Genomic DNA, 25,390 nt, shown 5'->3' on the forward strand with positions numbered 1-25,390 from the left:
AGTAATGACAACGCATCGCCGTGAGAAAGATTCGATGGGCGCGATCGACGTTCCGGCCGACAAACTCTGGGGGGCGCAAACCCAGCGCTCGCTGGAACATTTCCGTATTTCGACAGAGAAAATGCCCGTTTCGCTGATTCAGGCGCTGGCGCTGACCAAACGTGCCGCCGCCAAAGTGAATCTGGATCTGGGCCTGCTGGCGGCTGACAAAGCCACCGCCATCATCAGTGCCGCCGACGAAGTGCTGGCGGGTAAGCATCCCGACGAATTCCCCCTGGCCATCTGGCAGACCGGCTCTGGCACGCAGAGCAACATGAACATGAATGAAGTGCTGGCCAACCGGGCAAGCGAGTTGCTGGGCGGCGTGCGCGGTATGGAGCGTAAGGTTCACCCGAACGATGACGTTAACAAGAGCCAGAGCTCCAACGATGTCTTCCCGACGGCAATGCACGTGGCGGCGGTGATTGCCATCCGTGAACAGCTTATCCCGCAGCTAAATGTGCTTAAAAGCACCCTTAACGAGAAAGCTCAGGCCTTCAGCGATATCGTCAAAATCGGACGTACCCACCTGCAGGATGCCACGCCGCTGACCCTTGGGCAGGAGATATCCGGCTGGGTGGCGATGCTGGAACACAATCTCAAACACATTGAGTACAGCCTGCCGCATCTCTCTGAACTGGCGCTGGGCGGCACGGCGGTGGGGACGGGGTTAAATACCCATCCGGAGTACGCGGTGCGCGTGGCGGAAGAGCTGGCCGCGATTACCGGGCAACCGTTTGTTACCGCGCCCAATAAGTTTGAGGCGCTGGCAACCTGCGACGCGCTGGTTCACACCCATGGTGCGCTGAAAGGGCTGGCGGCATCACTGATGAAAATCGCCAACGACGTGCGCTGGCTGGCCTCTGGCCCGCGCTGCGGCATTGGTGAAATCAGCATCCCGGAAAATGAACCGGGTAGCTCCATTATGCCGGGCAAAGTGAACCCGACGCAGTGTGAAGCCATGACTATGCTCTGCTGTCAGGTGCTGGGAAATGACGTGGCCGTCAACATGGGCGGTGCGTCAGGCAATTTCGAGCTGAACGTCTATCGTCCGATGGTTATCCACAATGTGCTTCAGTCTGTACGGCTGCTGGCGGACGGTATGGAGAGTTTCAACGCGCATTGCGCCTCCGGCATTGAGCCGAACCGCGAGCGAATCAGCCAGTTGCTCAATGAGTCGCTGATGCTGGTGACCGCCCTCAATACCCATATCGGCTATGACAAAGCCGCTGAGATCGCCAAAAAGGCGCATAAAGAGGGGCTGACGCTGAAAGCCTCTGCGCTGGCGCTCGGCTATCTCACGGAAGCCGAGTTTGATGCCTGGGTCCGCCCTGAAGCGATGGTCGGCAGCCTGAAATAGTCACGTCGCCACATACAGGTGCAGCCGGGGAATAATCAGCTGCAGCGGCTGCGCCTGAGGCTTATAGCGATGCTGAACGTTTTCCGCATCGTAATTCAGCAGTTCGCCAATGTCCGGTACCACGGCGCCCTGGTCGGCATCATAGAGCGCAATCAGCGGTGTTGGGCAGGCGTACTGGATCTGCTTTTGCTGGCCTGAATACCAGACGCGGGCGATAGGCTGCACCTTCACCGGGCGTTTAATCTTCAGGCGCGTTTCAGCGGGCAATGACGCGATGCTGTGATACTCCTGCTCCAGGCGCTCAATCCACTGCTCGCGCGACCACGGAGCCACGGTGCGCGGCGCTTTCAGGCTCTTTTCCAGCTGGGCCAGGATCTCATCCCGGGTAAAGTTTTTGATAATGTGCTTGTTGGCCCAGCCGAAGCGCAGCGTGGCGGGCTGACGCAGTACCGTCAGCGTACGGTAGGCATTCAGGGTGATTAAACCCGGAAGCTGGCGGTGCACCCACTCAAAGCGGGCGGCTGGCGCCAGGCCTGACTCTTCGGTAATGATCTTTTCAAATGCCGCTTTCAGGGTATTGATGTGCGTAATCTGGGTTTCCAGCGCCTCACGGGTTTCGGCGTCCGTTTGCAGACAGATCACCCCCGGCAGGCGAACGGCCGCCTTGCTGCTGCGGTTTTCTGACTGCTGCTGAATAAACAGGCGACGATAGTGCTGTAGCGCCAGATCCCGCGCGGATTGGCCGATATGCTGTTTGACGTCGATGGTTTGCAGCGGATCGTGCTCTGCGCCTTTTGCCACCTCCGGCAGGGTAAAGACCCGTGCAGCCAATAGGCGGCAGGCCTGCAGGCGCTCGGTTAGCGTTAACAGCTCATGCTCCATCTCCCGAAAGGTGCTGTTCAGCCTTTCGATAAGATCGTATGTCGCCATGTGAATCCCCATTAGTTACAACATACTCATGATATAGCACAGCACGCCGGGTCAGGCCAGCGTGCGGTTAAGGTCAGGCAGGAACGGGAAGGGCGATGTTATGGTACACCGGCCAGCTAAAGCAGAAGCATGCGCCGCCGAGTTCACTCTCCCCGCACTGCACCGTGCCGCCCATCGCCTGCGCGATAGAGTGGACAATCGCCAGCCCCAGACCACACCCTCCCGTCGCACGGTCGCGGCTCGGGTCGAGACGCACAAACGGCTCGAACACGGTTTCACGCGCATCCGGGGCGATGCCGGGGCCATCGTCTTCCACCGTCAGACGGGCCTGATTGTCCTGCAAGTCCAGGCCAATCCGCAGCGTGCTCTCACTGTAGCGCATGGCGTTGTTCATCAGATTATCCAGCACGCGTTCCATCAGGCGCATGTCCAGCGCGCCGTAATCACCCGGCGTGACGCGCGTTAACAGGGTGCGTTGCGGATTGACGCTCTGGACGTCATCAATATGGGTTTGGATCCACGTCGGCAGATCCGGGGTACTGAGGTGCAGTTCATTTTGTGGACGGTCAAGGCGAGCGTAGGTAAGCAGCTCCTCAATGAGCGCTTCAAGCTGGCCGATGTCGCGGTTTAACGCCTGAGACTCTGCCGCCGTAAGGTTTTCGCTCATCTCCAGCCGATAGCGCAGGCGCACCAGCGGCGTGCGCAGTTCATGAGCAATCCCGTCGATCAGCTGTTTTTTGCTGGCAATCAGGGCGTTGATGTTATCGGCCATCTGGTTAAATGCCACCCCCAGACGTTCAAAGCTGGACCCGCTGTCAAAGTGAATACGCTCGGTAAGATGCCCCTCGCCAAAGCGCTGTGCGGCGGATTCCAGTTTCAGCATGTCCTGCCAGTGTGGGCGCATCCAGATAAAGACCGGGAAGGCGAGTGAAATGGCGATAAAGGCCATCAGGGCCATATCCAGCAGGCGCATCTGGTGCAGATAATAGAGATAAGGCACCGGCCCTACAGCCAGCACATAATGACTGCGCGGAATGCGCTGGATAAAGGTGTATTTCTCATCCAGTGCCACGATATCCCCGTCACGCAGGCGCTGCATGGCAGGCGGATCTAAATCGAAATCCTTCAGCGGTTCAATGCGCAGATCGAACGACAGGTTCAAATCCAGCTCTTTTAAGGTTCTCGCCCAGTCATGTGGTGGAATTTCACGCAGTTCGCTGCGCATCAGATAAAGTGAGCTTTTCATCAGATCGTCCAGCGACTGCCTGCCCGCTCGTTCGGCAGTGAACTTATAGACCAGCCCGACCAGCATGGTCATCACCAGGAAGCAGACAAACAGCAAAAGATAAAACTGCACAAAAAGCTTTTTCATTAAATCTCACCGAAAAAACGATACATGCAGAATATACATGAAAAACCTTCCGGTGTTTTCACCACCATCATGCACGACAAACGTATTATCTGAGCCGTGCCGAGGTTTGTTACATGGCGTGAGTACTTCTTTTGATTTTGGCGATGAGTTTTTCTGTCACGCTCAGGCCTTCCGCGATCTCCGCATCAATCACGGCGCTTCCGAATTCGTTAATTAAATCCAACAATATTTCGTAAGACTGAATCAGTTCCAGAAGATCAAAGAGGGCTTTTTGGTCGGCACGCGCGGGGGAGGCTTGGTTAAGCGTTGCCTGATTAACAATCCATTCAAGATTGGTTTTGATGGCTTCTACGTCATGGTAGCTATACATATGTCATAGGCTTAAATCCTCATTTCAAGATTTTATGGGAGAGAAGTAGCGAAAGCGTCGCGATAAAAACGTTTATGTGGCGGGCCCGGTGCGAGCTCAAGAAGGAATGCAGGAAAAGTAATTATGGATTAGTTCGCTGGCTTAGCAAGTTAATTGTTGCGCCAACGGGCAAATTAACGCGCGAAAGCCAGGGCATTGTCGTGTAATGCCTTCATTTCGCGCAGGTTATGCTATTTTGCCAACGCGATCAGGTTTCCCAGGCGTGCGGGGCGAACAGATAACCCTTGTTACGCACGGTTTTGATGCGGTACGGCTCGGTGGCGTTGTCCTGCAGTTTCTTACGCAGTCGCGAAATAGCCACGTCAACACTGCGATCCATTCCATCGTAACTTACGCCGCGCAGGTTTTTCAGCAACGCGTCACGGTCCATAATCTGCCCTGCATGGGTGGCCAGCTCCCAGAGCAGGTCAAAATCGGCGGTAGAGAGCGCGATAAGCTCACCGGAAAGCAGGACCTGGCGGTTAACCGGATCGATGGATAACGTGCCAAACCGCATCGCTTTATGCGGCATGAGGGACTGCGCCGGCACCTCGCGTTCACTGCTGGCATGCTGGCGCAAATGCAGGCGCAGACGGGCGAGCAGAACGGCAGGCGGCGTGGTTTTAAGAATGTAGTCATTGGCCCCCATCTCCAGCGACAGAATATGGTTCATGTCGCTGTCCAGTGAGGTCAGCAGCACGATAGGGCCATCCCACTGAGCCCGCAGGTCGCGGCACAGCGTCATCCCGTCTTTGCCGGGCAACATGATATCCAGCAGCACCAGATCCGGGTTTTCACGCACCACGACCTCTTCGGCGCGATCGCCACGTGGCTCAACAATAACGTCCATATCATGTTTACCCAGATAAGCGGCGATCAATTGTCCCACTTCGGGCTCATCTTCTACATAAACAATCTTATTCATACAACGTCTGTTATCGCGAAAAATGCCAACATACACCGCGTAACCTTAACCTTCCATTAATCTTTCAAAATTAACGTCAGTTCCGTTATTCTGGCTCTTATTGTTACTTGATTGTTATAGGAAAAAGCATGGGGCTGGCGATAAAAGCCGCGCTGGGCGCGCTGGTGGTGTTATTGATTGGCGTACTGGCAAAAACCAAAAATTACTACATTGCCGGGCTGATTCCGCTCTTCCCGACGTTTGCGCTCATTGCACACTACATTGTCGCCTCGGAACGCGGCACTGAGGCGTTGCGCACCACCATTGTGTTTGGCATGTGGTCAATCATCCCTTACTTTCTCTACCTGTTGTCCTTGTGGTATTTCACGGGCTTTCTGCGGCTTCCCCTGGCGCTGGGCGGGGCGGTGGTCTGCTGGGGGCTCAGCGCCTGGGTGCTGATTTTCTTCTGGAGCCGCTATCACTAGCGCAGCGGTCGCCCGCCGTCCACGGCAAAGGTTCTGCCGGTGACGTAACAGCTGGTGAGCAGATAATCGATAAGGTCGATCACCTCTTTCTCGCCAGGGGCGATTTTCATCAGGGATTTATTCAGCGCCTGATGACGATACTCGGCATCATCGCCCTCGTTGAATAAAATCATCGCCGGGGCGATGGCGTTCACCTTGACCTCTGGTGCCAGCTTGCGGGCAAATGAACGCGTCATGTTATCCAGTGCAGCTTTACTCGCCGCATAAGCGATGTGTTTGTCGCTCCCGCGCTCCACCACATAATCGGTGAAATGAATAATGTCACCCGCGGCATGGCCGTGGCCGCGCAGCAGATCCTGCAGGGCATGGTTAAGCAAATAGGGGGCATTGACGTGGATCTGCAGCATACAGGCGAGCGTTTCGCTGAGCGACGTACCGGGTTTTTCTGCAAGCCATGCGCTGGCGTTATGGATAATCGCCCGCAGACCGTGGGTCGTTGATTTGACCTTATCCGCAAAGGCAAGAATGCCGTCGTCGGTGGAGAAATCAGCCTGAATACAGGTTGCACCTGCTTTTCGTAGCCCGTCTATCGAGGGGTATTCCGTGCGGTAACTGACAATGACCGGGTGGCGAAGGTTGAGAAAGTGATGGGCGAGGGCGAGGCCGATACGACGGCCTCCACCGGTGATCAGTATTGGGCGATGCTGCGCAGTTCCCATCGTATTCTCCTTTTCAGTTCAACAATGGGAAACGCAGGGTTATCCCATTAACATCCAGGTTGCCGGTACGGCAGCAACCAGTAACAGCCCGATGAGGGCCATTTCGCGGCGTTTAAGCGCGTTCTCCAGCTGATGAGTACGGCGGGCATAGATAAACACCAGCAGGCCCGGCGCATACAACACCACCGACAGCAGCAGGTGCATAGGCCCGGAAGCATACAACAACCACAAACCGTAAATACAGGCGCCGATCCCTACCGCATAATGCGCCGGGCGAGTGGCGATTTTTAACAGATATGCACCCACTAAGAAATAGGGTACCAGAATCATCTCCGAGGCGATGGTCAGCAGGGTGTTATAGTCCGAACCTGTGAGCCAGATCAGCACCAGGCAGACCTGAACGCTGATATTCGTCAGCCAGAGTGACGCTGACGGCGCACCGTTTTTATTCTGACGGGCAAACAGACGCGGAAACGCTTTGTGCGTGGCAGCCAGGAAAGGCACTTCTGCCGCCATGATGGTCCAGCTCAGATAAGCCCCGCAGACGGAGATAATCAGCCCCGCGGCAATGACCACATCGCCCCAGCTACCGAGCATTTTCACCATCAGACCGGCCATGGATGGGTTACGCATTTCGGCCAGTTCAGGACGAGCCACCACACCCAGCGACAGCAGCGTCACCAGCAGATAGACACCGAGGGCCGCCAGCACCGCCAGCAGCGTGGCGCGTCCGACGTCGCGCTTGTTGCGCGCGCGGGCAGAGACCACCACCGCACCTTCAACACCAATGAAAACCCACAGGGTGATCAGCATGGTGTTTTTCACCTGCTCCCAGACGGGGACGCCCAGCGCAAGGCCAGTGAAATCGAGTTTAAATACATCCAGACGGAATGCCATAAACGCCAGCACAATAAACAGCCCGAGCGGAACCAGTTTGGCCAGCGTCGCCACCAGGTTAATGCTTGCCGCTGTCTGGACGCCGCGCAAAATGAGCCAGTGTACGACCCACAGCAGCACCGACGCCCCGACAATCGACTGCCAGGTGTTGCCGTCACCAAAGAGACGCAGCTCGGGCGTATCGGTAAAGAAACTGAGCGCCGAGAAGACAATAACCAGATAGGAGACGTTAGCGATCACCGCACACAGCCAGTAACCCCACGCGGAACAGAAGCCAATCAGTTCCCCAAAACCGGCCCGCGCGTAGGTGAAAATACCACCATCGAGATCGGGACGAATACGGGTCAGCAGCAGCATAGCGAAGGCCAGCAGCAAAATGCCAACGCCGGTAATCCCCCAGCCAATCAGTAGCGCGGCAGGGCTTGCGACGGCCGCCATATTCTGCGGTAAACTGAATACCCCCGCACCCAGCATTGAGCTTAAAACGAGTGCAGTTAAAGCACTCAGGCCAAGTTTCTTTTCCATTGGCTTCCTGTTATGAAAGGTCCAAATCCAGAATAATTATTTCGCACAGGCGCATAAAAATGGTGGATCACACTAAGGCGCGGGATTTTACGGAGTGTCACGAACGCATGCAATGATGTGTAGCAGAAATTCAAAAAAAGTAACAAAAAAAGGCGGCACTGAGCCGCCTTTAATGAAGGGTTTTGTTACTTGTACAGATCGGCGCTGATGGTCATGTTGTTACCACGTTCCTGCCACTGGCGGGTGATGTGGTAGTACTTCGCCCCTTTCTTCGCCGCACGCTTCGCGACCTGATAAGAGACTTCCGTACCGTTGCCATAGTTGCCGGTAAACTTGATGCTGTCGAACGGCACCATCTGCGCAGCCGTGGCGTTGTTCAGCTCTTCAACTTTGGTGCCGTCTGGCAGGGTAACGGAGTAACGGCCACCTTTCGTGGATTGCGTCTCAAAGAAACGGCCCACTTCAGCGCTTGGCGCTGCGGAGGTTGCTACGCCTGGAATTTCGACTTTCTTCGCTTCTTCGCCGCCTTTCGCTAACGCTGCGCGACCGGCTTCTGAATCAGCAGGGATGGCATCCGGGCTTTGCAGAACGCGTTTTTTCGCATCTTCTTTATAGATGAACGCGGTAATACGCTGGTTGCCACCCTGGTTAGCATCTACCTGACGCACGATGTAGAACGAGTAAGCCCCTTTCTGTTTCGCGGCTTTGGTGATGGCATCGTTCACTTCTGGCTGGCTGCGGTAGAAGCCCTGAACGGTAACGGTGTCATACGGTTCCAGCTCAATCGCCTGATCTTTAGGCAGTTCAACGACGCCGTTGATCACGCGGTTTTTCGGCGCGTCAGCTTTTGGCGCATTCTCTTTGTACAGCGCAATGGTCACGCGCTGGTTGCCGCTATTGCCTTGATCGGACTGGTCAAGCACGTAAAACGACGCTGCGCCGTTTTTATCAGCGGCTTTTGATGCGGCGGTAACGGCATCGCCAATAGAGTTGTAACGACCCACAATGACCGTATGGTCAAAAGGTTTTAACGCTGCCGCTTGCTCCGGCGTTAACTCTGTCGCGGCATTCGCAGACAGGGCGGTCGCGGAAAGAAGTGCGGACGCCAGGAGTGTGTTCTTAAGCTTCATAAAAATAATCCTTCGCCTTGCGCAAACCATGTACTGGTATTGTTGTTAATTTGAGACGGTCCCGATTATGGCATTTAAAACCTGTTGCTGTCTGCGCCATTTTTCACAGCGTGTGCTCACCGAAGGATCTGATTCGATAACATTTAGTGATATGTTGAAAAAACAGGCGTTTGACAAGCAAAAGTGATAAAGCATATAACTTTTACAAGTTAATTTAATGTTAATAAGTTGATCTCATATGGCGCTATATCATGTTTTTACCGCTTCGCTTGCGCGATTTATCGGTTCTGAGGATGAATTTAAGGTAAATATCTCTGTCAGCGAGGCCGATCGCTTATTTTTCACAGATAATGTAAGAAATAGTGTTTTCAGGCGGTAGATCGCAGGCGCTATTTTCAGTAGGTTATAGAAAGTTTGTTACTGTTTTATTTTCCGGGGTTACTCATTTGCCGCCGCTCTAAGGATGGCGAAATTTGATGCAACTGCGGGCATTTATCGATAAACCATCATCAAAAACCGATGGAAGGGAAAACTATGCGTATTGGGGTACCAAAAGAACGGTTTGCCAATGAAACCCGCGTAGCGGCGACACCAAAAACGGTGGAGCAACTGCTTAAACTGGGTTTTACCGTCGCCATTGAAAGCGGCGCGGGCAAACTGGCGAGTTTCGATGACGAGGCCTTTATTCAGGCTGGTGCGGACGTGGTGGACGGTGCTGAAGTCTGGCAATCACCCGTTATTCTGAAGGTGAATGCGCCGCAAGAGAGCGAGATTGAGCTGCTGAACCCGGGCACCACGCTGGTGAGCTTTATCTGGCCTGCCCAAAACCCAGAGCTGATGGAGAAGCTGGCGGCACGTGGCGTGACGGTAATGGCGATGGACTCCGTGCCGCGTATTTCGCGCGCGCAGTCTCTGGATGCCCTGAGTTCAATGGCGAACATCGCCGGTTACCGTGCAATCGTCGAAGCCGCCCACGAATTCGGCCGTTTCTTTACCGGTCAGATCACGGCGGCAGGCAAAGTGCCGCCGGCAAAAGTGATGGTGATTGGTGCCGGTGTGGCAGGCCTGGCGGCTATCGGTGCGGCAAACAGCCTGGGCGCTATCGTCCGCGCGTTTGACACCCGCCCGGAAGTGAAGGAGCAGGTGCAGAGTATGGGCGCCGAGTTCCTTGAGCTGGACTTCAAGGAAGAAGCGGGCAGCGGTGATGGTTATGCGAAGGTGATGTCCGAAGCCTTTATCAAAGCGGAAATGGAACTCTTTGCCGCGCAGGCAAAAGAGGTGGACATTATTGTCACCACCGCGCTGATCCCGGGTAAACCAGCGCCGAAGCTGATCACCCGTGAGATGGTGGACACCATGAAGCCGGGCAGCGTGATTGTCGACCTGGCCGCGCAAAACGGCGGTAACTGTGAATATACCGTGCCGAACCAGGTATCCACGACCGCCAACGGGGTGAAAGTGATTGGTTATACGGATCTGCCGGGCCGTCTGCCCACGCAGTCGTCCCAGTTGTACGGTACTAACCTTGTTAACCTGCTGAAACTGCTCTGCAAAGAGAAAGATGGCAACATCACCGTTGATTTTGACGATGTGGTTGTACGCGGCGTGACCGTGGTGCGTGAAGGCGAAATCACCTGGCCTGCGCCACCGATTCAGGTTTCCGCCCAGCCTCAGGCAGCACCGAAAGCGGCGCCAGAACCCACAGAGCCTGCTAAACCGGCTTCTCCGTGGCGTAAATACGCGCTCATGGCGCTGGCGATTATTCTGTTTGGCTGGCTGGCCGATGTCGCGCCAAAAGAGTTCCTCGGCCACTTTACCGTCTTCGCGCTCTCCTGCGTGGTGGGTTACTACGTGGTCTGGAATGTCTCCCATGCACTACACACGCCATTGATGTCGGTCACTAACGCCATCTCCGGGATCATCGTGGTCGGGGCGTTACTGCAGATTGGTCACGGCGGCTGGATTAGCTTCCTGAGCTTTATCGCGGTGCTGATCGCCAGTATCAATATTTTCGGTGGTTTCACCGTGACTCAGCGCATGCTGAAAATGTTTCGTAAAGGCTAAGGGGTAGCATATGTCTGGAGGATTAGTGACAGCCGCATACATTGTTGCTGCAATCCTGTTTATTTTCAGTCTGGCGGGACTTTCCAAACACGAAACGTCTCAGCAGGGTAATAACTTTGGTATCGCCGGGATGGCGATTGCGCTGATTGCCACTATTTTCGGACCCGATACCGGCAACGTTGCCTGGATCCTGGTGGCGATGATCATCGGCGGGGCGATCGGTATTCGTCTGGCAAAACGCGTTGAAATGACCGAAATGCCGGAGCTGGTGGCGATCCTGCACAGCTTCGTCGGTCTGGCGGCGGTGCTGGTGGGCTTCAACAGCTATCTGTACCACGAACCGGGCATGGAGCCGATTCTGGTCAACATTCATCTGACCGAAGTATTCCTGGGCATCTTCATCGGTGCAGTAACCTTCACCGGCTCGATTGTGGCGTTCGGTAAGCTGCGCGGTAAGATCTCCTCCAAACCGCTGATGCTGCCAAATCGTCATAAGCTGAATCTGGCGGCGCTGGTGGTCTCCTTTGTGCTGCTGGTGGTCTTTGTGCGTACCGAAAGCGTAGGTCTGCAGGTGCTGGCGTTACTGGTGATGACCATCATTGCGCTGGCGTTCGGCTGGCACCTGGTGGCCTCCATCGGTGGGGCTGATATGCCGGTTGTGGTGTCGATGCTGAACTCCTACTCCGGTTGGGCGGCGGCAGCGGCTGGCTTTATGCTGAGCAACGACCTGTTGATTGTCACCGGTGCGCTGGTGGGCTCTTCCGGTGCGATTCTGTCCTACATCATGTGTAAGGCGATGAACCGCTCATTCATCAGCGTTATCGCCGGTGGTTTTGGCTCTGACGGCTCCTCGACCGGTTCTGACGAAGAAGTGGGCGAGCACCGTGAGATCAGCGCGGAAGATACGGCAGAGATGCTGAAAAATTCGCACTCGGTCATCATCACCCCAGGCTATGGCATGGCGGTGGCGCAGGCGCAGTATCCGGTCGCTGAAATCACCGAGAAGCTGCGCGCGCGCGGCATCAAGGTGCGCTTTGGCATCCACCCGGTAGCGGGGCGTCTGCCAGGCCACATGAACGTGCTGCTGGCAGAAGCGAAAGTGCCTTACGACATCGTGCTGGAGATGGACGAGATCAACGATGATTTCGCCGACACCGACACCGTGCTGGTCATTGGCGCCAACGACACCGTTAACCCGGCGGCGCAGGACGATCCACGCAGCCCAATCGCCGGGATGCCGGTTCTGGAAGTGTGGAAGGCGCAGAACGTGATTGTCTTCAAACGTTCCATGAACACCGGCTACGCTGGCGTTCAGAACCCGCTGTTCTTCAAAGAGAACACCCACATGCTGTTTGGCGATGCCAAAGCCAGCGTGGATGCGATCCTGAAAGCACTGTAATTCGCGTTCTCCTCAAAAACCGCTCTTCGGGGCGGTTTTCTTATTTCTGCGGTCAGCGTTTCTCCTCTGTCTATACTTTACCCTTTGTGTACTACGAGGAGGTGAAATGCAATTTTTGTCCCGCTTCGACATCCTGGAGCTGATGATGACGCCGACATTCTGGGTAAGCGTCGCCACGGTTATCGTCGTGACGCTGCTGGTCTACTGGCTTCTGACGCGCCTGATCGCATTCGTTAAGAGAGGGATCACAACCTGGGGAGATAAGCACCCAACCACAAACAGGATGCGTTTTATTCTGACCGATATGCTTAACCGCACCAGTCGCTTCCTGCTTTTTGTCGTGGCGCTGCTCATCAGCCTGCGTTTTGTTGACTTACCCGACCGGCTCTTTAGCACCGTAAGCCACGCCTGGTTCCTGGTCTTCGCGATACAGGTGGCGCTCTGGCTGGATCAGGGCGTGGTGTCGTGGCTGCGACACGTTATGCTGGCCCCCGGCAGTCATAAAAATCCGGTTACCCTGGTGATCACCGGTCTTATCCTTCGCGCTATCGTCTGGTCTGTGATGCTGCTGTCGATTCTCGCTAACGCGGGCGTCAACATCACCGCGCTGGTGGCAAGCCTGGGGGTAGGGGGTATTGCTATCGCCCTCGCCGTACAAACCATTCTGAGCGACGTCTTCGCTTCGCTTTCTATCGGCTTTGATAAACCGTTTGAAATTGGTGATTTCGTAGTGTTCAACGACGTGGCGGGAACGGTGGAACACATAGGCTTAAAAACGACCCGTATTCGTAGCCTGAGTGGGGAGCAGATCGTTTGCGGTAACGCCATTTTGCTTCAGCAGACGCTCCACAACTATAAACGTATGCAGACCCGTCGCATCGTCTTCACGTTTGGCGTCGCCAGCGACACGCCGCCTGAAAAGCTGCGCTATGTGGGGGATATGGTCAGGCAGATCATCACCGATGTGGGGGAGACAAAGTTCGATCGCGCCCATTTCCTCGGGTTTGACCGTGACCGCCTGACGTTTGAAGTGGTTCATATTGTCAATACGGCGGATTACAACAAATACATGGATATCCAGCAGGAGATCAATATCCGTATTCTCGAAGGGCTGAACGCCCAGGAGATTAAGCTGGCGCTGCCCAGCATGGTGTTGCACGCACCGTGGATGCAGGATCGATCAACTGAAGAGACACAGACAGCGATCGAGAGCTGATAAGAAAAGCCCGCCGGGGAGGCGGGCGAATAGACTGACGTTAATCGTCTTCCGGGTCATCCAGTTCAACCGGTGTCTGGTACTCATCCGGCTTAATGACCAGCAGGTCGCAGCGCAGATGGTCAATCACCTGTTCCGCGGTATTGCCCAGGAACGCGGCAGAAATACCGGTCCGTCCGATGGTGCCCAGCACCACAATCCCTGCCTGCAGATGTTCGGCTAAATCCGGGATCACCTCTTCAGGCAACCCTTTCTCGACATGCGTCATGTTCTCATCAATGCTGAACTTCTGGCGCAACGCTTTCATGGCCAGCAGGTGCTGTCCACGGATCGCGTCGTTATATACGCTCGGGTCAAATTCAGGCAGTTCGATGGCAATATTGATAGGGGTAACCGGGTAAGCGCCGACCAGATGCACTTCGGTGTGGTTAACCTGCTCGGCAAGCAGCAGCGTCTCTTTTACCAGCTTTTCGTTCAGCGAATTGTGATAATCCTCTTCGCTTGCCAGGTTTACTGCCACGACGGCTTTGCCGCCTTCAGGCCACGGCTGATCTTTCACCATCCAGACCGGGCACGGGCATTTACGCAGCAAGTGCCAGTCTGTCGGCGTGAAGATCACGGATTCCAGCTTGTCGTGCTGGTGCGCCATTTTCAGCAGCAGATCGTGCCCACCGGCGACCACCTCCTGGATAATCGCTTCAAAGGGGCGGTTATGCCAGACCACTTTAATATCGATAGGCACACCCGCTTCCAGGTAGTACTTCGCCTGTTCGCGGATCCACGCGGTACGTTGGCTGATCACTCCCTGACGCATAGCGGTACGCTCGTCAGGCGACAGAAGGGTGGTCATCTCATACGAGAAGTCATAGATCGGCAAAAACGCTTTGATTTTGCCACCAATCCGTTGATGTAAATACACAGCACGTCGTAATGCCGGCTGATCGTCCTGATTAGGATCGATAGCTACCAGCATGTTTTGATACTTTGCCATACAGGTCTCCTTACTACTGTCACCACAGTCTGTAATTAAAAGAGTAACCTATATATCCTGAATGAAACAGAGGTAAGGTTTTGCCAGATCAATAATTCATGAAAATATCTCAGAAGAATAGCACCGTCGTTGTCACCGCGATAAACGCGATCAACAGCAGCACCATCACCACGATGGCAAACGTGGTGGAGTCCTGAACGTAGGTTTTTTCCTCTCCCTTCATTGGGCCGACAAGCATGATCCAGATGAAAAGGAAGGTCACGGAGGCAATAACAACTGAAACGAAAAATAAACTTTCTCTCAATTTAACCTCAACGAGAACCTTTCAGGAGCGGGGGATGTCTGTCGCAGGGGCGGGAAGTGGTGTGCTTACCTGCCAGACCAATAAATCATAAAAATTTATCGGCCTGGCATCAATCATTCGTGGGGTTTATGCCACGTTGCGGGCGTGGCCGGCAAGAACAGCCAGCGCTTCACCGTTTTCGATGGTGATGTATTTACCTTTAACGGCCAGCATGCCGCTTTTCTGGAAACGGCCCAGCAGACGGCTGATGGTTTCCACGGTCAGGCCCAGGTAGTTACCAATATCGCCACGGGTCATGGTGAGACGGAACTCACGTGGAGAGAAACCACGTTCGGCGAAACGGCGGGAGAGGTTATAGATAAATGCAGCCAGGCGCTCTTCCGCATTCTTTTTGGACAGCAGCAGGATCATGTCCTGATCGCCTTTGATCTCACCGCTCATCAGACGCATCATCTGCTGACGCAGGTTTGGCATTTTGCCTGACAGATCGTCCAGCGTTTCAAACGGGATTTCGCAGACCATTGAGGTTTCCAGCGCCTGCGCAAAGCTCGGGTGATGGCCAGTACCGATGGCATCAAAGCCGACCAGATCGCCTGCCAGATGGAAGCCGGTGATCTGCTCATCACCCTGTTCGGTGATGGTATAGCTTTTGATGGTGCCAGAACGGATAGCATAGAGCGATTTCAGTTCGTCTCCCGCTTTAAACAGCGTCTGCCCTTTCTGAATAGGCTTTTTGCGCTCGATGATGTTATCAAGCTGGTCAAGCTCATGCTCATTCAGGGTAAACGGGATACAGAGCTGGCTGATGCTGCAATCCTGGCAATGGATAGCACAACCGCCAGACTGAATGCGTCGTATAATTCGCTTTTCTGGGATCATAGGTTTGCTCAAGCCTTAATTGATATTGGTCAATTTTAACATCTTTTTGGTAAGTACGTAAGCCTGGCAAACCATCAATAAGGACAAGAGACGGCAACGTGTTGCCATCTTCTTGAAATTCCACAGCTTGATTATGGATTTTTAGCCTAACCGGTAGAAAATTAAGCACAAAAAGCCTGGGAACTACAGCAAAAGATACCCTTCGTGACGCAGTAACCACTCCTTGCGCTGCACACCGCCGGCATAGCCGGTCATGGTGCCGTTGCGGCCGATCACACGATGGCAGGGCACCACGATACTGACGGGGTTAGAACCGTTCGCGGCACCCACCGCCCGCGCCGCGCCCGCGCGGCCTAACTGTTCTGCGAGCTGGCCGTAGTGCATAACCTGACCACACGGAATATCACGTAGCGCCTTCCAGACTTCACGCTGGAATGGCGTACCGGCCGTGGCGGTTGGCAGGTCATTGATGATGCTGAGATCGCCCTCGAAGTACGCCGCCAGCTTGTCGCTCAGCCCACCTGGATTGGTGGCACTGATACGCTCAAAACCCTGGGCGCGGTAATGGATGTTGAGCAGCTCTTCCATGCGATCGCTGTGCTCTTCCCATTCCACGGCACGCAGATGGAACTGCTCGTCGGCGATAACCCACAGCGGCCCAAGCGGCGTTGCAATTTTATCTTCGAGTAATCTCAGCATCCTCTTTCCTTTAATTCAGCCTCGGGTAGATCCCCGGTCCTATCGGCAGGCCGACAAGATACCATGCCACCAGCATCACCAGCCATACCCCTAAAAAGATAAGCGGATAGGGTAAAACCAGCGAATAGTAGGTACCCAGCTTCGCCTCCGGTTTATAGCGCTGCAGGAAGCCCAAAAACAGCGGTACGAATGGCGAAACCGGCGCCAGCGGGATCACCGAGGAGTCGGCGATACGGAACAGGATCTGCGCAAAGGCCGGATGGAAGCCCAGCATCATAAACATCGGCACGAAAATGGGGGCCAGAATCGACCAGATGGCGGATCCGCTGGCGATAAACATGCACAGCAGTGACGACAGCAGCGCCAGACCCACAAACGCCGGGACGCCGCTTAACCCGGCGGCTTCCAGCGCATCGGTCAGGCCAACGGCCATAAATTTGCCCATGTTGCTCCAGTTAAACATGGCGACAAACTGGGCCAGCGGGAAGACCATCACGATAAAGCCCGCCATCTCCTTCATCGGCTCAATCATCAGCTGCGGCAGATCGGCCTGGCGGCGGATTTTGCCGGTGGCGATGCCATACGCGAGCGACACGACAAAGAAAAACAGAATGATCAGCGGCACAATGCCCTGTATAAACGGCGAGGGCAGGACGGTATGTTTCACCGGGTCGCGCAGAATACCGTTCTCCGGCACTACCATCAGCGCCACCATCGCGATAAATACCAGCGAGACTATCCCGGCGACACGCAGGCCAAAGCGTTGCTCTTTGCTCAGCGTTTCCAGCTTTTCGTCACTACGGCCTTCCCATTTCCCTAACCGCGGCTCGATGATCTTATCGGTAATCAGCCCGCCAACAAGCGTCAGGACGATGACCGAACTGGCCATAAAGTACCAGTTGTCGATCACGCTGACGTGCATGGCCGCATCGATTGTTTTCGCCGCCTCGGTGCTAATCCCCGAAAGCAGGACATCGGTGGTGACGATCAGCAGATTGGCAGTGAAACCGCATCCCACACCGGCAATTGCCGACAACAGACCCGCCACGGGGTGACGCCCGACGGCAAGGAAGATCAGCGCCCCCATCGGCGGCATGATCACCAGCGCGGCATCAGAAGAGATGTGGCTGAAAAACGCGATAAACAGCACCATATAGCTGGCGTAGCGTGCGCTGACGTGAGAAGCCATTTTCACCATTAGCGCGGGGAGCAGGCCAACGCGCTCAGCCAGACCGGCCCCCAGCACCAGCGCCAGAATGGCGCCCAGCGGCGCAAAACCGCTGAAGTTTTTAATCACATTCGGTAAAAACCAGTGCAACCCTTCAATGCTCAGCAGGTTCTTTACGCTTACCATGCTGCCATCGGCCGGGCTGCGCACGCTCACCCCTAAGGCGGACAGCACGGCTGTCGCCACCATCAAAACCACGATTAACCAGATAAAAAGCAGGAAAGGGTGTGGCACTTTATTGCCGATCCTTTCAACCCAGCCATAGAGCTTACCGGATGGGGAATGCGAAGGTATGGATGACATACTCATGGGCGTTCCTCGGGACTGTTGTGTTGTGTTGTGTTTTTTTATTTTAAAGGTGACGGTGTCACGCCCGCAGGGATCGGACACACGTACGGTTTTTCTTGTGTTTGTTGTTCGAACTCTTCACGACATTTTTTCAGCAGGTCTGCGTCCTGCAGCAGATGTAGCGCGGTGGCACCCATCACTTTCCCGGCCAGCAGCATGCCTTTATGGGCAATGGACGTTCGCCCCTGAGCCACCAGTTGCCAGGTGTGCAGCGGCGTGCCGACGGTAAAGCAGGGGCTGAAACACTGGGCGACGGGCATTTTCCAGCTAACGTCACCCACGTCCGTGGAGCCTGCCAGCACGTTATCGGTGATGGCGTAAGGCGCGACCTCGTCCACCAGCAGGGTCTCCTGGTGGCGGCGGGCAAAGGCTTTACCTTCGTTCCCCCCGGTTGCAGCAATGTTTCTGAGGCTGTTTTGCAGATCGTTTGCCGTCAGGGTGGCGCGGATCTCCCGGGCAAAAGCGCGTTCTTCCTCCGTCCAGGCTGGCGTGCCGTAATGTTGCAGGGCGCGATACATCGCCGCTTCGAGCGTGCGGTTTGGCAGGTAGCTGGAGCAGGCTTTATCAAAGCGACACTCGACGGTGGTTTCGGTCATCAACGCCGCACCCTGCGCGATCTTCTCAATGCGCGCGTAGATTTGCTGCGCGTCGGCCATCTCCGGGGCGCGGATCAGGTACAGCACTTCGGCCTGCGCCTGCACCACGTTGGGGGAGATGCCGCCGGTATCGGTTATGGCGTAATGGACGCGTGCTTTCTCGATGATATGTTCGTTGAGGAAGTTGGTGCCGGTGGTCATCAGCGTCACCGCATCCAGCGCGCTGCGCCCCAGATGCGGCGAGTTTGCCGCATGCGCCGCCACGCCCTTAAAGCGCCAGGCGGCCTGGATATTGGCCAGCGTACTGACGTTAAACATGCCGGCAAACGCTTCCGGGTGCCAGGTGACCGCGGCGTCAACGTCGTCAAACAAGCCCTCACGGACCATAAACGTTTTACCGGAACCGCCTTCTTCGCCGGGACAACCGTAAAAACGCACGGTTCCACTCCCGCCGTGCTGCTCCAGCCAGCTTTTCACCGCAACGGCACCCGCAAACGCCGCGGTGCCGAGCAGGTTATGCCCGCAGCCGTGGCCGTTAGCACCGGGCGTGGTGGCGTGTGCCGTCGCGCAGTGTGCCTGCTGGCTTAATCCGGCCAGCGCGTCATATTCGCCGAGCAGGGAAATCACCGGTTTACCGCTACCGAAGCTGGCGATAAAGGCATTCGGAATGCCGCCAGCCTCACGGATCAGGGTGAAGCCTTCCGCTTCCAGCGCGCTGGCCAGCCGCTCTGCGGACCAGAACTCTTCAAAGCGGGTTTCCGGGTGATTCCAGATTTCGTCGGCAATGTCGGTGAACGTCTGACATCGCGTGTCGATTGCATCGGCAATAAAAGCGTAGTTCTCCTGCATTACACACCTCGCGTCCAGGGGAAATTCAGCGCAGTGCGCGCCAGCGTTTCGATAGCGACGGTCATGACGCGCTCATCAAAGTCGAATTTTTCATTGTGATGTCCGGCGCTCAAATCGGTGCCAAACACCATGTAGGAGGCCATGCCGCCGTTTTCTTGCACCCGGGCCATCATCAGCGTGGCGTCTTCGGAACCGGCCGGGGCTTTAACCTTATCAATGGCCTGTTCCACACCGGGCACCTGGCTTGCCTGCTGGCGCAGATAATCCACCCAGGCAGGTGTCGGAGCGCTGGCGGTGGCAGCCCCCATCAGGCGCATCTCAGCCGTCACGCCGTACAGCGCGGCGGCACCGGTAATGACGGATTGCGCGCGTTCGAACACATACTGATTGATCGCCTCGCTCTCGCCGCGGGTTTCGACCTTAAGCAGGGCATGGGCGGGTACCACGTTGCGTCCGCTGCCGGCCTGCATCACTCCCACATTCACCCGGGAAGCCCCTTCGCTGTGTGGCGCAATGCTGTGCAGCGCGAGCGCGGCCTGGGCGGCGGCGAGCAGGGCGTTACGGCCTTCTTCCGGTTTACCGCCTGCGTGTGCGGCAACGCCGGTAAACGTCGCGTCAAACTTGGTTGTCGCCATAAAGTTATCGCTGCCGCAGATCACCGTCCCGGCAGGCACCCCGGTACCAATGTGAATGGCGGTGAAATAGTCCACCCCGTCCAGTGCCCCGGCGGCCACCATGGCGCGTGCGCCGCGAGTGCCTTCTTCGGCAGGCTGGAAGATCAGCCTGATGGTGCCGTTCAGCTGCGCTTTGTTGTGCATGAGCACGTGCGCCAGCCCAAGGCCAATCGTGGTGTGGCCGTCGTGCGCGCAGGCGTGCATCATGCCCGGATTGCAGGAGGCAAAGCCGTCGCGGAACGGGCGGTGGCTGTCGTCGAGCGCTTCGCTCAGGTCGAGAGCGTCCATGTCCACGCGAAACGCCAGCGTCGGGCCGGGACGGCCGGTGTTAAGCGTGGCAACCAGGCCGGTGAAGCCGCCTTCAAACGGCGCGAGCCATTTTTCGGGCGCGCCCTGCGCACGGGCGCGGGCAAATTCTCGCGTCAGGGTGGCGTTATCCGGCAACCCCATACGGCTTTCGGCATCCACCACGTCGCGGCCCATCGCCAGGTCATAACCCAGGCTATCCAGGATCTCCGCGACCTTCGCGGCAGTCCGAAATTCCACCCAGCCGGATTCGGCAAAATGGTGAAAATCGCGACGCCATGCGCTCAGTTGCGGGGCTAAGGTTTGGATGTACTGTGCCAGTGAGTCCATATCTGTTCCTGTCATCATTAAAATATGTGAACTGCTTCACGCTGTGATAGTTTTTACTTATCACTAACCGATTTTTCACAGTTTTAACCGTTCAGGAATTACCCTCGCACATCCCTTTCCATTAAAGTAGATGACAGTTTCTTTACTCTGATAAACAACGGTTATCGGTCGGGCTATGTCATTTCAGATTAAATTTCATCAAATTCGGGCGTTCGTTGAAGTGGCGCGTCAGGGCAGCATTCGCGGCGCCAGCAGGACGCTGAATCTTTCGCAACCGGCGTTGACCAAATCGATCAAAGAGCTGGAAGAGGGCATGGCGGCGCAGCTCTTTGTGCGCCGAAGCAAAGGCGTGGCGTTAACCGAGTGTGGTGAGGGCTTCTATCAGCGCGCCAGGCTGATTCTGGAAGAGCTGCGCGCGGCGCAGGATGACATTCGCCAGCGGCAGGGCGAGCTGGCCGGGCAGATCAATATCGGGATGGGGGCGAGTATTTCGCGAAGCCTTATGCCTGCGGTTATCACCCGCTTTCATGTGCAGCATCCGCAGGTTAAGGTGCGAATTATGGAAGGGCAGCTGGTATCGATGATCAATGAATTACGCCAGGGCGAACTGGACTTCACCATCAATACCTATTATCAGGGTCCTTACGATCATGAATTTACGTTTGAAAAGCTATTAGAAAAACCGTTTGCCGTATTTTGCCGGGAGGGGCATCCGGCGACGGGAGCAACCTCCATTAACGATCTGCTGCATTATAACTGGACCATGCCAACGCCCCGGGGAAGTTATTATAAGCAGTTAGAGGATGTATTTAGCCATCGCTCGCAAATACCCCGCATTGGCGTGGTCTGCGAAACATTTTCGTCGTGTATCAGCCTTGTCGCACAAAGCGACTTTTTAAGCATATTGCCGCAGGAGCTGGGTTGTGACCCCCTGTTGGCAGGGCGTCTGGTTATGCTGCCGGTTGTCGAATCACTTCCAAAAGCGACGTATTATTTAATTCAGCGTCGGGATTCACGCCAGACCCCGCTTACGGAGTCGTTAATTACGCAGTTCAGACGCGAGGCGCGGGCAATCGTCTCTGCGTGAAACATCATCCATAAAAAACAGGGCCTGTCCGACATCAGACAGACCCTTCAGTACACACAGCAGTGCATCCCTTCGCATATCCTGGATGTTATATCCATGAGGCAGGTTAATTAAGTTATAACAGCTTTCTCTCAAAATGAAAGGCGGTTGAGTGTTTGATTTTATGGATGTTTAAGCCAAATTGCGTGTTTTATTTACGCTGAAGTTTGAGTTAAGTGATGTTTAATTTTTCCCCGGCTGTCGATTGATATTCATCAGCTTGCTTTCAGCGCCACCCTACCCGGGGGAACGGCTGTTGAGGCACACCCCCCGCGAAGGTATAGTACAGGCTCAGATGTAGCCGGAGGATTTCCATGAACCCTGACGACAAATCACTGTTTCTTGACGCCATGGAGGATGTCCAGCCCCTGAAGCGCTGCGCAGATATTCACTGGCAGCCGAGCCGCAACACGCGGGCGCGCCAGGAGATTGATACCGAGCAACTGGATAACTTCCTCACCCTGGGCTTTCTGGAACTTCTGCCCCTGGATGAGCCGCTGGCATTTCAGCGTGAAGGGATACAACAGGGCGTAATGGATAAGCTGCGCTCGGGGAAATACTCCCGCGAGGCCAGCCTGAACCTGTTACGTCAGCCCGCCGAGCGTTGCCGCCAGATGCTGTACGCCTTTATTCGCCAGGCCGGACGCGACGGATTACGCAATCTGATTATCATTCATGGAAAAGGGCGTGAACAGAATGCTCATCCTAACGTGATACGTAGCTATCTGGCGCGCTGGTTAACAGAGTTTGAGGAAGTGCAGGCCTTCTGCGTGGCGCTGCCGCATCACGGCGGCAGCGGGGCCTGTTATGTTTCACTGCGAAAATCCAACGACGCGAAACAGGAGAACTGGGAACGGCACGCCAAGCGCAGCCGTTAACGGGATTAGCGCGGGCGAGGTGCTCGCCCGCGCTGAACTCAGAAGGTTTCCCAGTTGCTGTCGGTGGCGGTGCCTGCCGTGGCCGGGCGCAACAGCTGTGGTGTTTTCACATGCGTTGTACGGGGCGCGGTGGCCTGTTGTTTACCGTTCAGACGAAATGCCGCTACCGCCTGGCGCAGCTGTTCGGACTGATCTTCCAGCGCCGCTGCCGCCGTGGCGGACTGCTGCACCAGCGCGGCGTTTTGCTGGGTGACGCTGTCCATCTGCGAAACGGCCAGGCTCACCTGTTCAATACCGCGACTCTGCTCATCGGACGCAGATGAAATCTCGCCCATGATATCGGTCACGCGGGTGACCGCCGCCACAATTTCCTTCATCGTTGCACCGGCTTCGCTGACCTGTTCAGAGCCGGTATTCACGCGGCTGACAGAGTTCTCGATAAGGCCCTTGATCTCTTTTGCCGCCTGCGCGCTGCGGCTCGCCAGGGTACGTACTTCCCCGGCGACCACCGCAAAGCCACGGCCCTGTTCCCCGGCGCGTGCGGCTTCTACCGCGGCATTCAGTGCCAGAATGTTGGTCTGGAAGGCAATGCTGTCAATCACGCCGGTGATGTGGGCAATTTGCTGCGAACTGTCGGCAATTTCCGTCATCGTGCGGACAACGTTATCCACCACATGACCGCCGCGCGCCGCTGTTTCAGACGCGTTCTTCGCCAGCAGGGTCGCCTGACGGGCGTTGTCGGAGTTCTGTTTCACCGTGGCGGTCAGCTCTTCCATGCTGGCCGCGGTCTCTTCCAGCGAGGCGGCCTGTTCTTCCGTACGGGCGGAAAGATCGTTGCTCCCGGCGGCAATTTCGCCTGCGCCGGTGTAGATGGAGTCGGTGCTGCCGCGTACGGCGCTGACCGTGGTGACCAGAGATTGCTGCATCTCATGCAGACCGGCCGCCAGCTGGCCCATCTCATTGCGGCCAGAGAGGGTAATATCCTGCGTCAGGTCGCCCGCCGCAATGGTGCGAATATGGTTCATAATGGTTTGCAGCGGTTTTAACAGCAGGTGCTGTAACCCCTGCCAGATCACCACCAGCACGGCGATAACGGCCAGGAATATAGCCGCCAGCGTCCATTGCATCTGGGTAAAGCTGCTCTGGTTCTCTTCGGCCGCTGCTTTCAGCAGCGTGTTGTTTTCGGCGCGCCAGCGGTTATAGACCGCTTCCATATCGTCCTGTGCCTGCTGCGCATCCAGATCGCCATAGGCCTGATAGTTGTCGGCACGCAGATACTCAATCGACAGACGCATCACTTCGTGCATCTGGTTCCAGGATTTCAGCATCTCGTCGGTTAGCGCCGCACTCTGGCCGTTAACCTGCGGCAGGGCCTGCCACTGTTTGTTATAGGCTTCTGCTTTAGCCAGAGAGTTACCCGCGGTGCCAAGCAGTTTGTTGATCGCCTCAAGGGACGCCGGATCGCGCTGATTTTTCAGATAGCGGATGGCCACGCGCGTCACGGTAACGCGCGTTTTGATGAGGGTGTTAACGCTGTCACTCAGGCTCTCCTGTTGGGCATTAAGCACCCCGGAGTTCTGGAAGTTATGGCGATCGTTGCTGACGGCAGAGTAGAACAACCCTCCCGTGACAACTTGTAGCAGGCAGAATATGGTGAGAGCAAAGATAATACCGGTAATCACGTGCAGATTTTTCAGCATAGCGGTCGTCCGTAAGAAAGTGCAGGGGTACACAAATACTATCGTCGTCTAAAATTTAAACTTTAATTTAACTCGCGCTTAACTATGGGTTCTGGTCGGGAACCTGTTGTAAATCCGGATCTTTTTTATGAGGAAGGTGAACATGAGCAGCATCGATAAAAGCGGGACATACGCGCTGGGCACACGCACGGTTAAACGGCTGGGTTACGGCGCAATGCAGCTGGCCGGGCCGGGCGTTTTTGGGCCACCGAAGGACAAAAATGCCGCGCTGGAGGTGCTCCGGGAAGCCGTGGCGGCGGGCGTGAATCATATCGATACCAGCGATTTTTATGGTCCGCATGTGACTAACCAGCTGATCCGCGAGGCGCTGCATCCGTACCGGGACGATCTTACCCTCGTCACCAAAATCGGTGCGCGACGCGATGATAAAGGCGCCTGGCTGCCGGCCTTTTCCGCCCAGGAGCTGACCCAGGCGGTACACGACAACCTGCGCAATCTGCAGCTGGATGTGCTGGACGTGGTGAACCTGCGGATTATGTTTAGCGCACACGGACCGGCGGAAGGCTCGATCGCTGAACCGCTGTCCACCCTGGCAGAGCTACAGCAGCAAGGGCTGGTGCGACATATTGGTCTGAGCAATGTCACCGCCATGCAGGTTGCCGAGGCGCAGAAGATGGTGCCCGTGGTGTGTGTGCAAAACATGTACAACATCGTGAACCGTAGTGACGATGCGCTGGTGGATTCGCTTGCGCAGCAGGGGATTGCTTATGTGCCGTTCTTCCCGCTGGGCGGTTTTACGCCGCTGCAATCTTCCGGGCTGCAGGCGGTGGCGGACGACCTGGGGGCGACACCGATGCAGGTTGCGCTGGCCTGGCTGCTGCAGCGTTCTCCGAACATTCTGCTGATCCCGGGAACCTCTTCCGTGGCGCATCTGCGGCAAAACCTCGCGGCAGGGGAGCTGGTGTTACCGCCTGACGCGCTGGCTACGCTGAATGCGCTGGTGTAATCACGTATAAACAGAGCCCGGAGGGAT

The 25,390-nt window shown here is 55.9% G+C and carries 23 protein-coding genes; 8 read left to right on the top strand and 15 right to left on the bottom strand.

The window, feature by feature from the left end:
* Window positions 1-4: 4 nt before the first annotated feature.
* Window positions 5-1,399: a class II fumarate hydratase gene (gene fumC, locus ACQG22_RS10150; RefSeq protein ID WP_148791133.1), complete on the top strand. Its 1,395-nt coding sequence runs from the start codon at window positions 5-7 to the stop codon at window positions 1,397-1,399.
* Here fumC and tus read toward each other — a convergent pair whose 3' ends face one another.
* The 4 genes from tus to rstA form a co-directional block, all read right to left on the bottom strand.
* Complete coding sequence (tus, locus tag ACQG22_RS10155; protein WP_029882784.1) at window positions 1,400-2,329, bottom strand: DNA replication terminus site-binding protein; 930 nt, start codon at window positions 2,327-2,329, stop codon at window positions 1,400-1,402.
* Window positions 2,330-2,402: 73 nt separating this feature from the next.
* Window positions 2,403-3,701 carry a two-component system sensor histidine kinase RstB gene (gene rstB, locus ACQG22_RS10160; protein WP_013096876.1) on the bottom strand — a complete coding sequence of 433 codons (1,299 nt, stop codon included), beginning with the start codon at window positions 3,699-3,701 and terminating at the stop codon, window positions 2,403-2,405.
* Window positions 3,702-3,810: 109 nt separating this feature from the next.
* On the bottom strand, window positions 3,811-4,071 hold the full coding sequence (locus ACQG22_RS10165; protein WP_048971255.1) for a hypothetical protein: 261 nt from the start codon (window positions 4,069-4,071) through the stop codon (window positions 3,811-3,813).
* Window positions 4,072-4,318: 247 nt separating this feature from the next.
* Window positions 4,319-5,035: a two-component system response regulator RstA gene (rstA, locus tag ACQG22_RS10170; protein WP_013096874.1), complete on the bottom strand. Its 717-nt coding sequence runs from the start codon at window positions 5,033-5,035 to the stop codon at window positions 4,319-4,321.
* 128 nt (window positions 5,036-5,163) lie between these two features.
* On the opposite strand from rstA, the gene ACQG22_RS10175 reads away from it, so the two are divergent.
* Window positions 5,164-5,499 (top strand): GlpM family protein, encoded by a 336-nt coding sequence (locus ACQG22_RS10175; RefSeq protein WP_013096873.1) that lies wholly within the window; start codon window positions 5,164-5,166, stop codon window positions 5,497-5,499.
* Here ACQG22_RS10175 and folM read toward each other — a convergent pair.
* From folM to ydgH, 3 genes are all read right to left on the bottom strand, one after another.
* Window positions 5,496-6,218, bottom strand: coding sequence for a dihydromonapterin reductase (gene folM, locus ACQG22_RS10180; protein WP_038980413.1), 723 nt, complete (start codon window positions 6,216-6,218; stop codon window positions 5,496-5,498). The genes ACQG22_RS10175 and folM overlap by 4 nt on opposite strands.
* A 39-nt stretch (window positions 6,219-6,257) precedes the next feature.
* Entirely contained in the window at window positions 6,258-7,640 is a 1,383-nt protein-coding gene (locus ACQG22_RS10185; protein ID WP_095439364.1) for an amino acid permease, read from the bottom strand.
* Between the two features lie 185 nt (window positions 7,641-7,825).
* The gene (gene ydgH, locus ACQG22_RS10190; protein WP_013096870.1) at window positions 7,826-8,770 is read right to left on the bottom strand and encodes a DUF1471 family protein YdgH; all 945 of its coding nucleotides are present in this window, start codon (window positions 8,768-8,770) and stop codon (window positions 7,826-7,828) included.
* Between the two features lie 534 nt (window positions 8,771-9,304).
* Between ydgH and pntA the strand changes: the two genes are divergently transcribed.
* From pntA to ACQG22_RS10205, 3 genes are all read left to right on the top strand, one after another.
* On the top strand, window positions 9,305-10,834 hold the full coding sequence (gene pntA, locus ACQG22_RS10195) for a Re/Si-specific NAD(P)(+) transhydrogenase subunit alpha (RefSeq protein WP_020688274.1): 1,530 nt from the start codon (window positions 9,305-9,307) through the stop codon (window positions 10,832-10,834).
* Between the two features lie 10 nt (window positions 10,835-10,844).
* On the top strand, window positions 10,845-12,233 hold the full coding sequence (gene pntB, locus ACQG22_RS10200) for a Re/Si-specific NAD(P)(+) transhydrogenase subunit beta (RefSeq protein ID WP_013096868.1): 1,389 nt from the start codon (window positions 10,845-10,847) through the stop codon (window positions 12,231-12,233).
* 106 nt (window positions 12,234-12,339) lie between these two features.
* Window positions 12,340-13,449 (top strand): mechanosensitive ion channel family protein, encoded by a 1,110-nt coding sequence (locus ACQG22_RS10205; RefSeq protein WP_013096867.1) that lies wholly within the window; start codon window positions 12,340-12,342, stop codon window positions 13,447-13,449.
* A gap of 40 nt (window positions 13,450-13,489) precedes the next feature.
* On the opposite strand, the gene uspE is transcribed toward ACQG22_RS10205, so the two are convergent.
* The 7 genes from uspE to ACQG22_RS10240 all read right to left on the bottom strand — a co-directional run bounded on the left by uspE (window position 13,490) and on the right by ACQG22_RS10240 (window position 20,653).
* Window positions 13,490-14,440 carry a universal stress protein UspE gene (gene uspE / locus ACQG22_RS10210; protein ID WP_013096866.1) on the bottom strand — a complete coding sequence of 317 codons (951 nt, stop codon included), beginning with the start codon at window positions 14,438-14,440 and terminating at the stop codon, window positions 13,490-13,492.
* 109 nt (window positions 14,441-14,549) lie between these two features.
* Entirely contained in the window at window positions 14,550-14,702 is a 153-nt protein-coding gene (locus ACQG22_RS10215; protein ID WP_023620353.1) for a hypothetical protein, read from the bottom strand.
* Window positions 14,703-14,870: 168 nt separating this feature from the next.
* A complete protein-coding gene (gene fnr / locus ACQG22_RS10220; protein WP_006174991.1) occupies window positions 14,871-15,623 on the bottom strand; it encodes a fumarate/nitrate reduction transcriptional regulator Fnr in 753 nt (250 codons plus the stop codon).
* A gap of 183 nt (window positions 15,624-15,806) precedes the next feature.
* The gene (gene ogt, locus ACQG22_RS10225) at window positions 15,807-16,322 is read right to left on the bottom strand and encodes a methylated-DNA--[protein]-cysteine S-methyltransferase (RefSeq protein WP_128310810.1); all 516 of its coding nucleotides are present in this window, start codon (window positions 16,320-16,322) and stop codon (window positions 15,807-15,809) included.
* 10 nt (window positions 16,323-16,332) lie between these two features.
* Entirely contained in the window at window positions 16,333-17,859 is a 1,527-nt protein-coding gene (gene abgT, locus ACQG22_RS10230; protein WP_020688271.1) for a p-aminobenzoyl-glutamate transporter, read from the bottom strand.
* Between the two features lie 38 nt (window positions 17,860-17,897).
* On the bottom strand, window positions 17,898-19,343 hold the full coding sequence (locus ACQG22_RS10235; protein ID WP_284952670.1) for a M20 family metallopeptidase: 1,446 nt from the start codon (window positions 19,341-19,343) through the stop codon (window positions 17,898-17,900).
* A complete protein-coding gene (locus tag ACQG22_RS10240) occupies window positions 19,343-20,653 on the bottom strand; it encodes a M20 family metallo-hydrolase (RefSeq protein ID WP_013096861.1) in 1,311 nt (436 codons plus the stop codon). The genes ACQG22_RS10235 and ACQG22_RS10240 overlap by 1 nt, the downstream gene beginning before the upstream one ends.
* Window positions 20,654-20,828: 175 nt before the next feature.
* Here ACQG22_RS10240 and ACQG22_RS10245 point away from each other — a divergent pair, with 175 nt between their 5' ends.
* Complete coding sequence (locus ACQG22_RS10245; RefSeq protein ID WP_149896434.1) at window positions 20,829-21,740, top strand: LysR family transcriptional regulator; 912 nt, start codon at window positions 20,829-20,831, stop codon at window positions 21,738-21,740.
* Between the two features lie 353 nt (window positions 21,741-22,093).
* Complete coding sequence (smrA, locus tag ACQG22_RS10250) at window positions 22,094-22,657, top strand: DNA endonuclease SmrA (protein WP_013096859.1); 564 nt, start codon at window positions 22,094-22,096, stop codon at window positions 22,655-22,657.
* A 38-nt stretch (window positions 22,658-22,695) separates the two neighbouring features.
* Here smrA and tcp read toward each other — a convergent pair whose 3' ends face one another.
* Window positions 22,696-24,357, bottom strand: coding sequence for a methyl-accepting chemotaxis citrate transducer (gene tcp / locus ACQG22_RS10255; RefSeq protein WP_013096858.1), 1,662 nt, complete (start codon window positions 24,355-24,357; stop codon window positions 22,696-22,698).
* A gap of 142 nt (window positions 24,358-24,499) precedes the next feature.
* Between tcp and ACQG22_RS10260 the strand changes: the two genes are divergently transcribed.
* Window positions 24,500-25,363: an aldo/keto reductase family oxidoreductase gene (locus ACQG22_RS10260; protein WP_095907749.1), complete on the top strand. Its 864-nt coding sequence runs from the start codon at window positions 24,500-24,502 to the stop codon at window positions 25,361-25,363.
* The last annotated feature ends 27 nt before the right edge of the window (window positions 25,364-25,390 follow it).

The sequence above is a fragment of the Enterobacter cloacae complex sp. 309I3 genome, assembly GCF_050031595.1.
Classification (GTDB): Bacteria; Pseudomonadota; Gammaproteobacteria; order Enterobacterales; family Enterobacteriaceae; genus Enterobacter; species Enterobacter cloacae.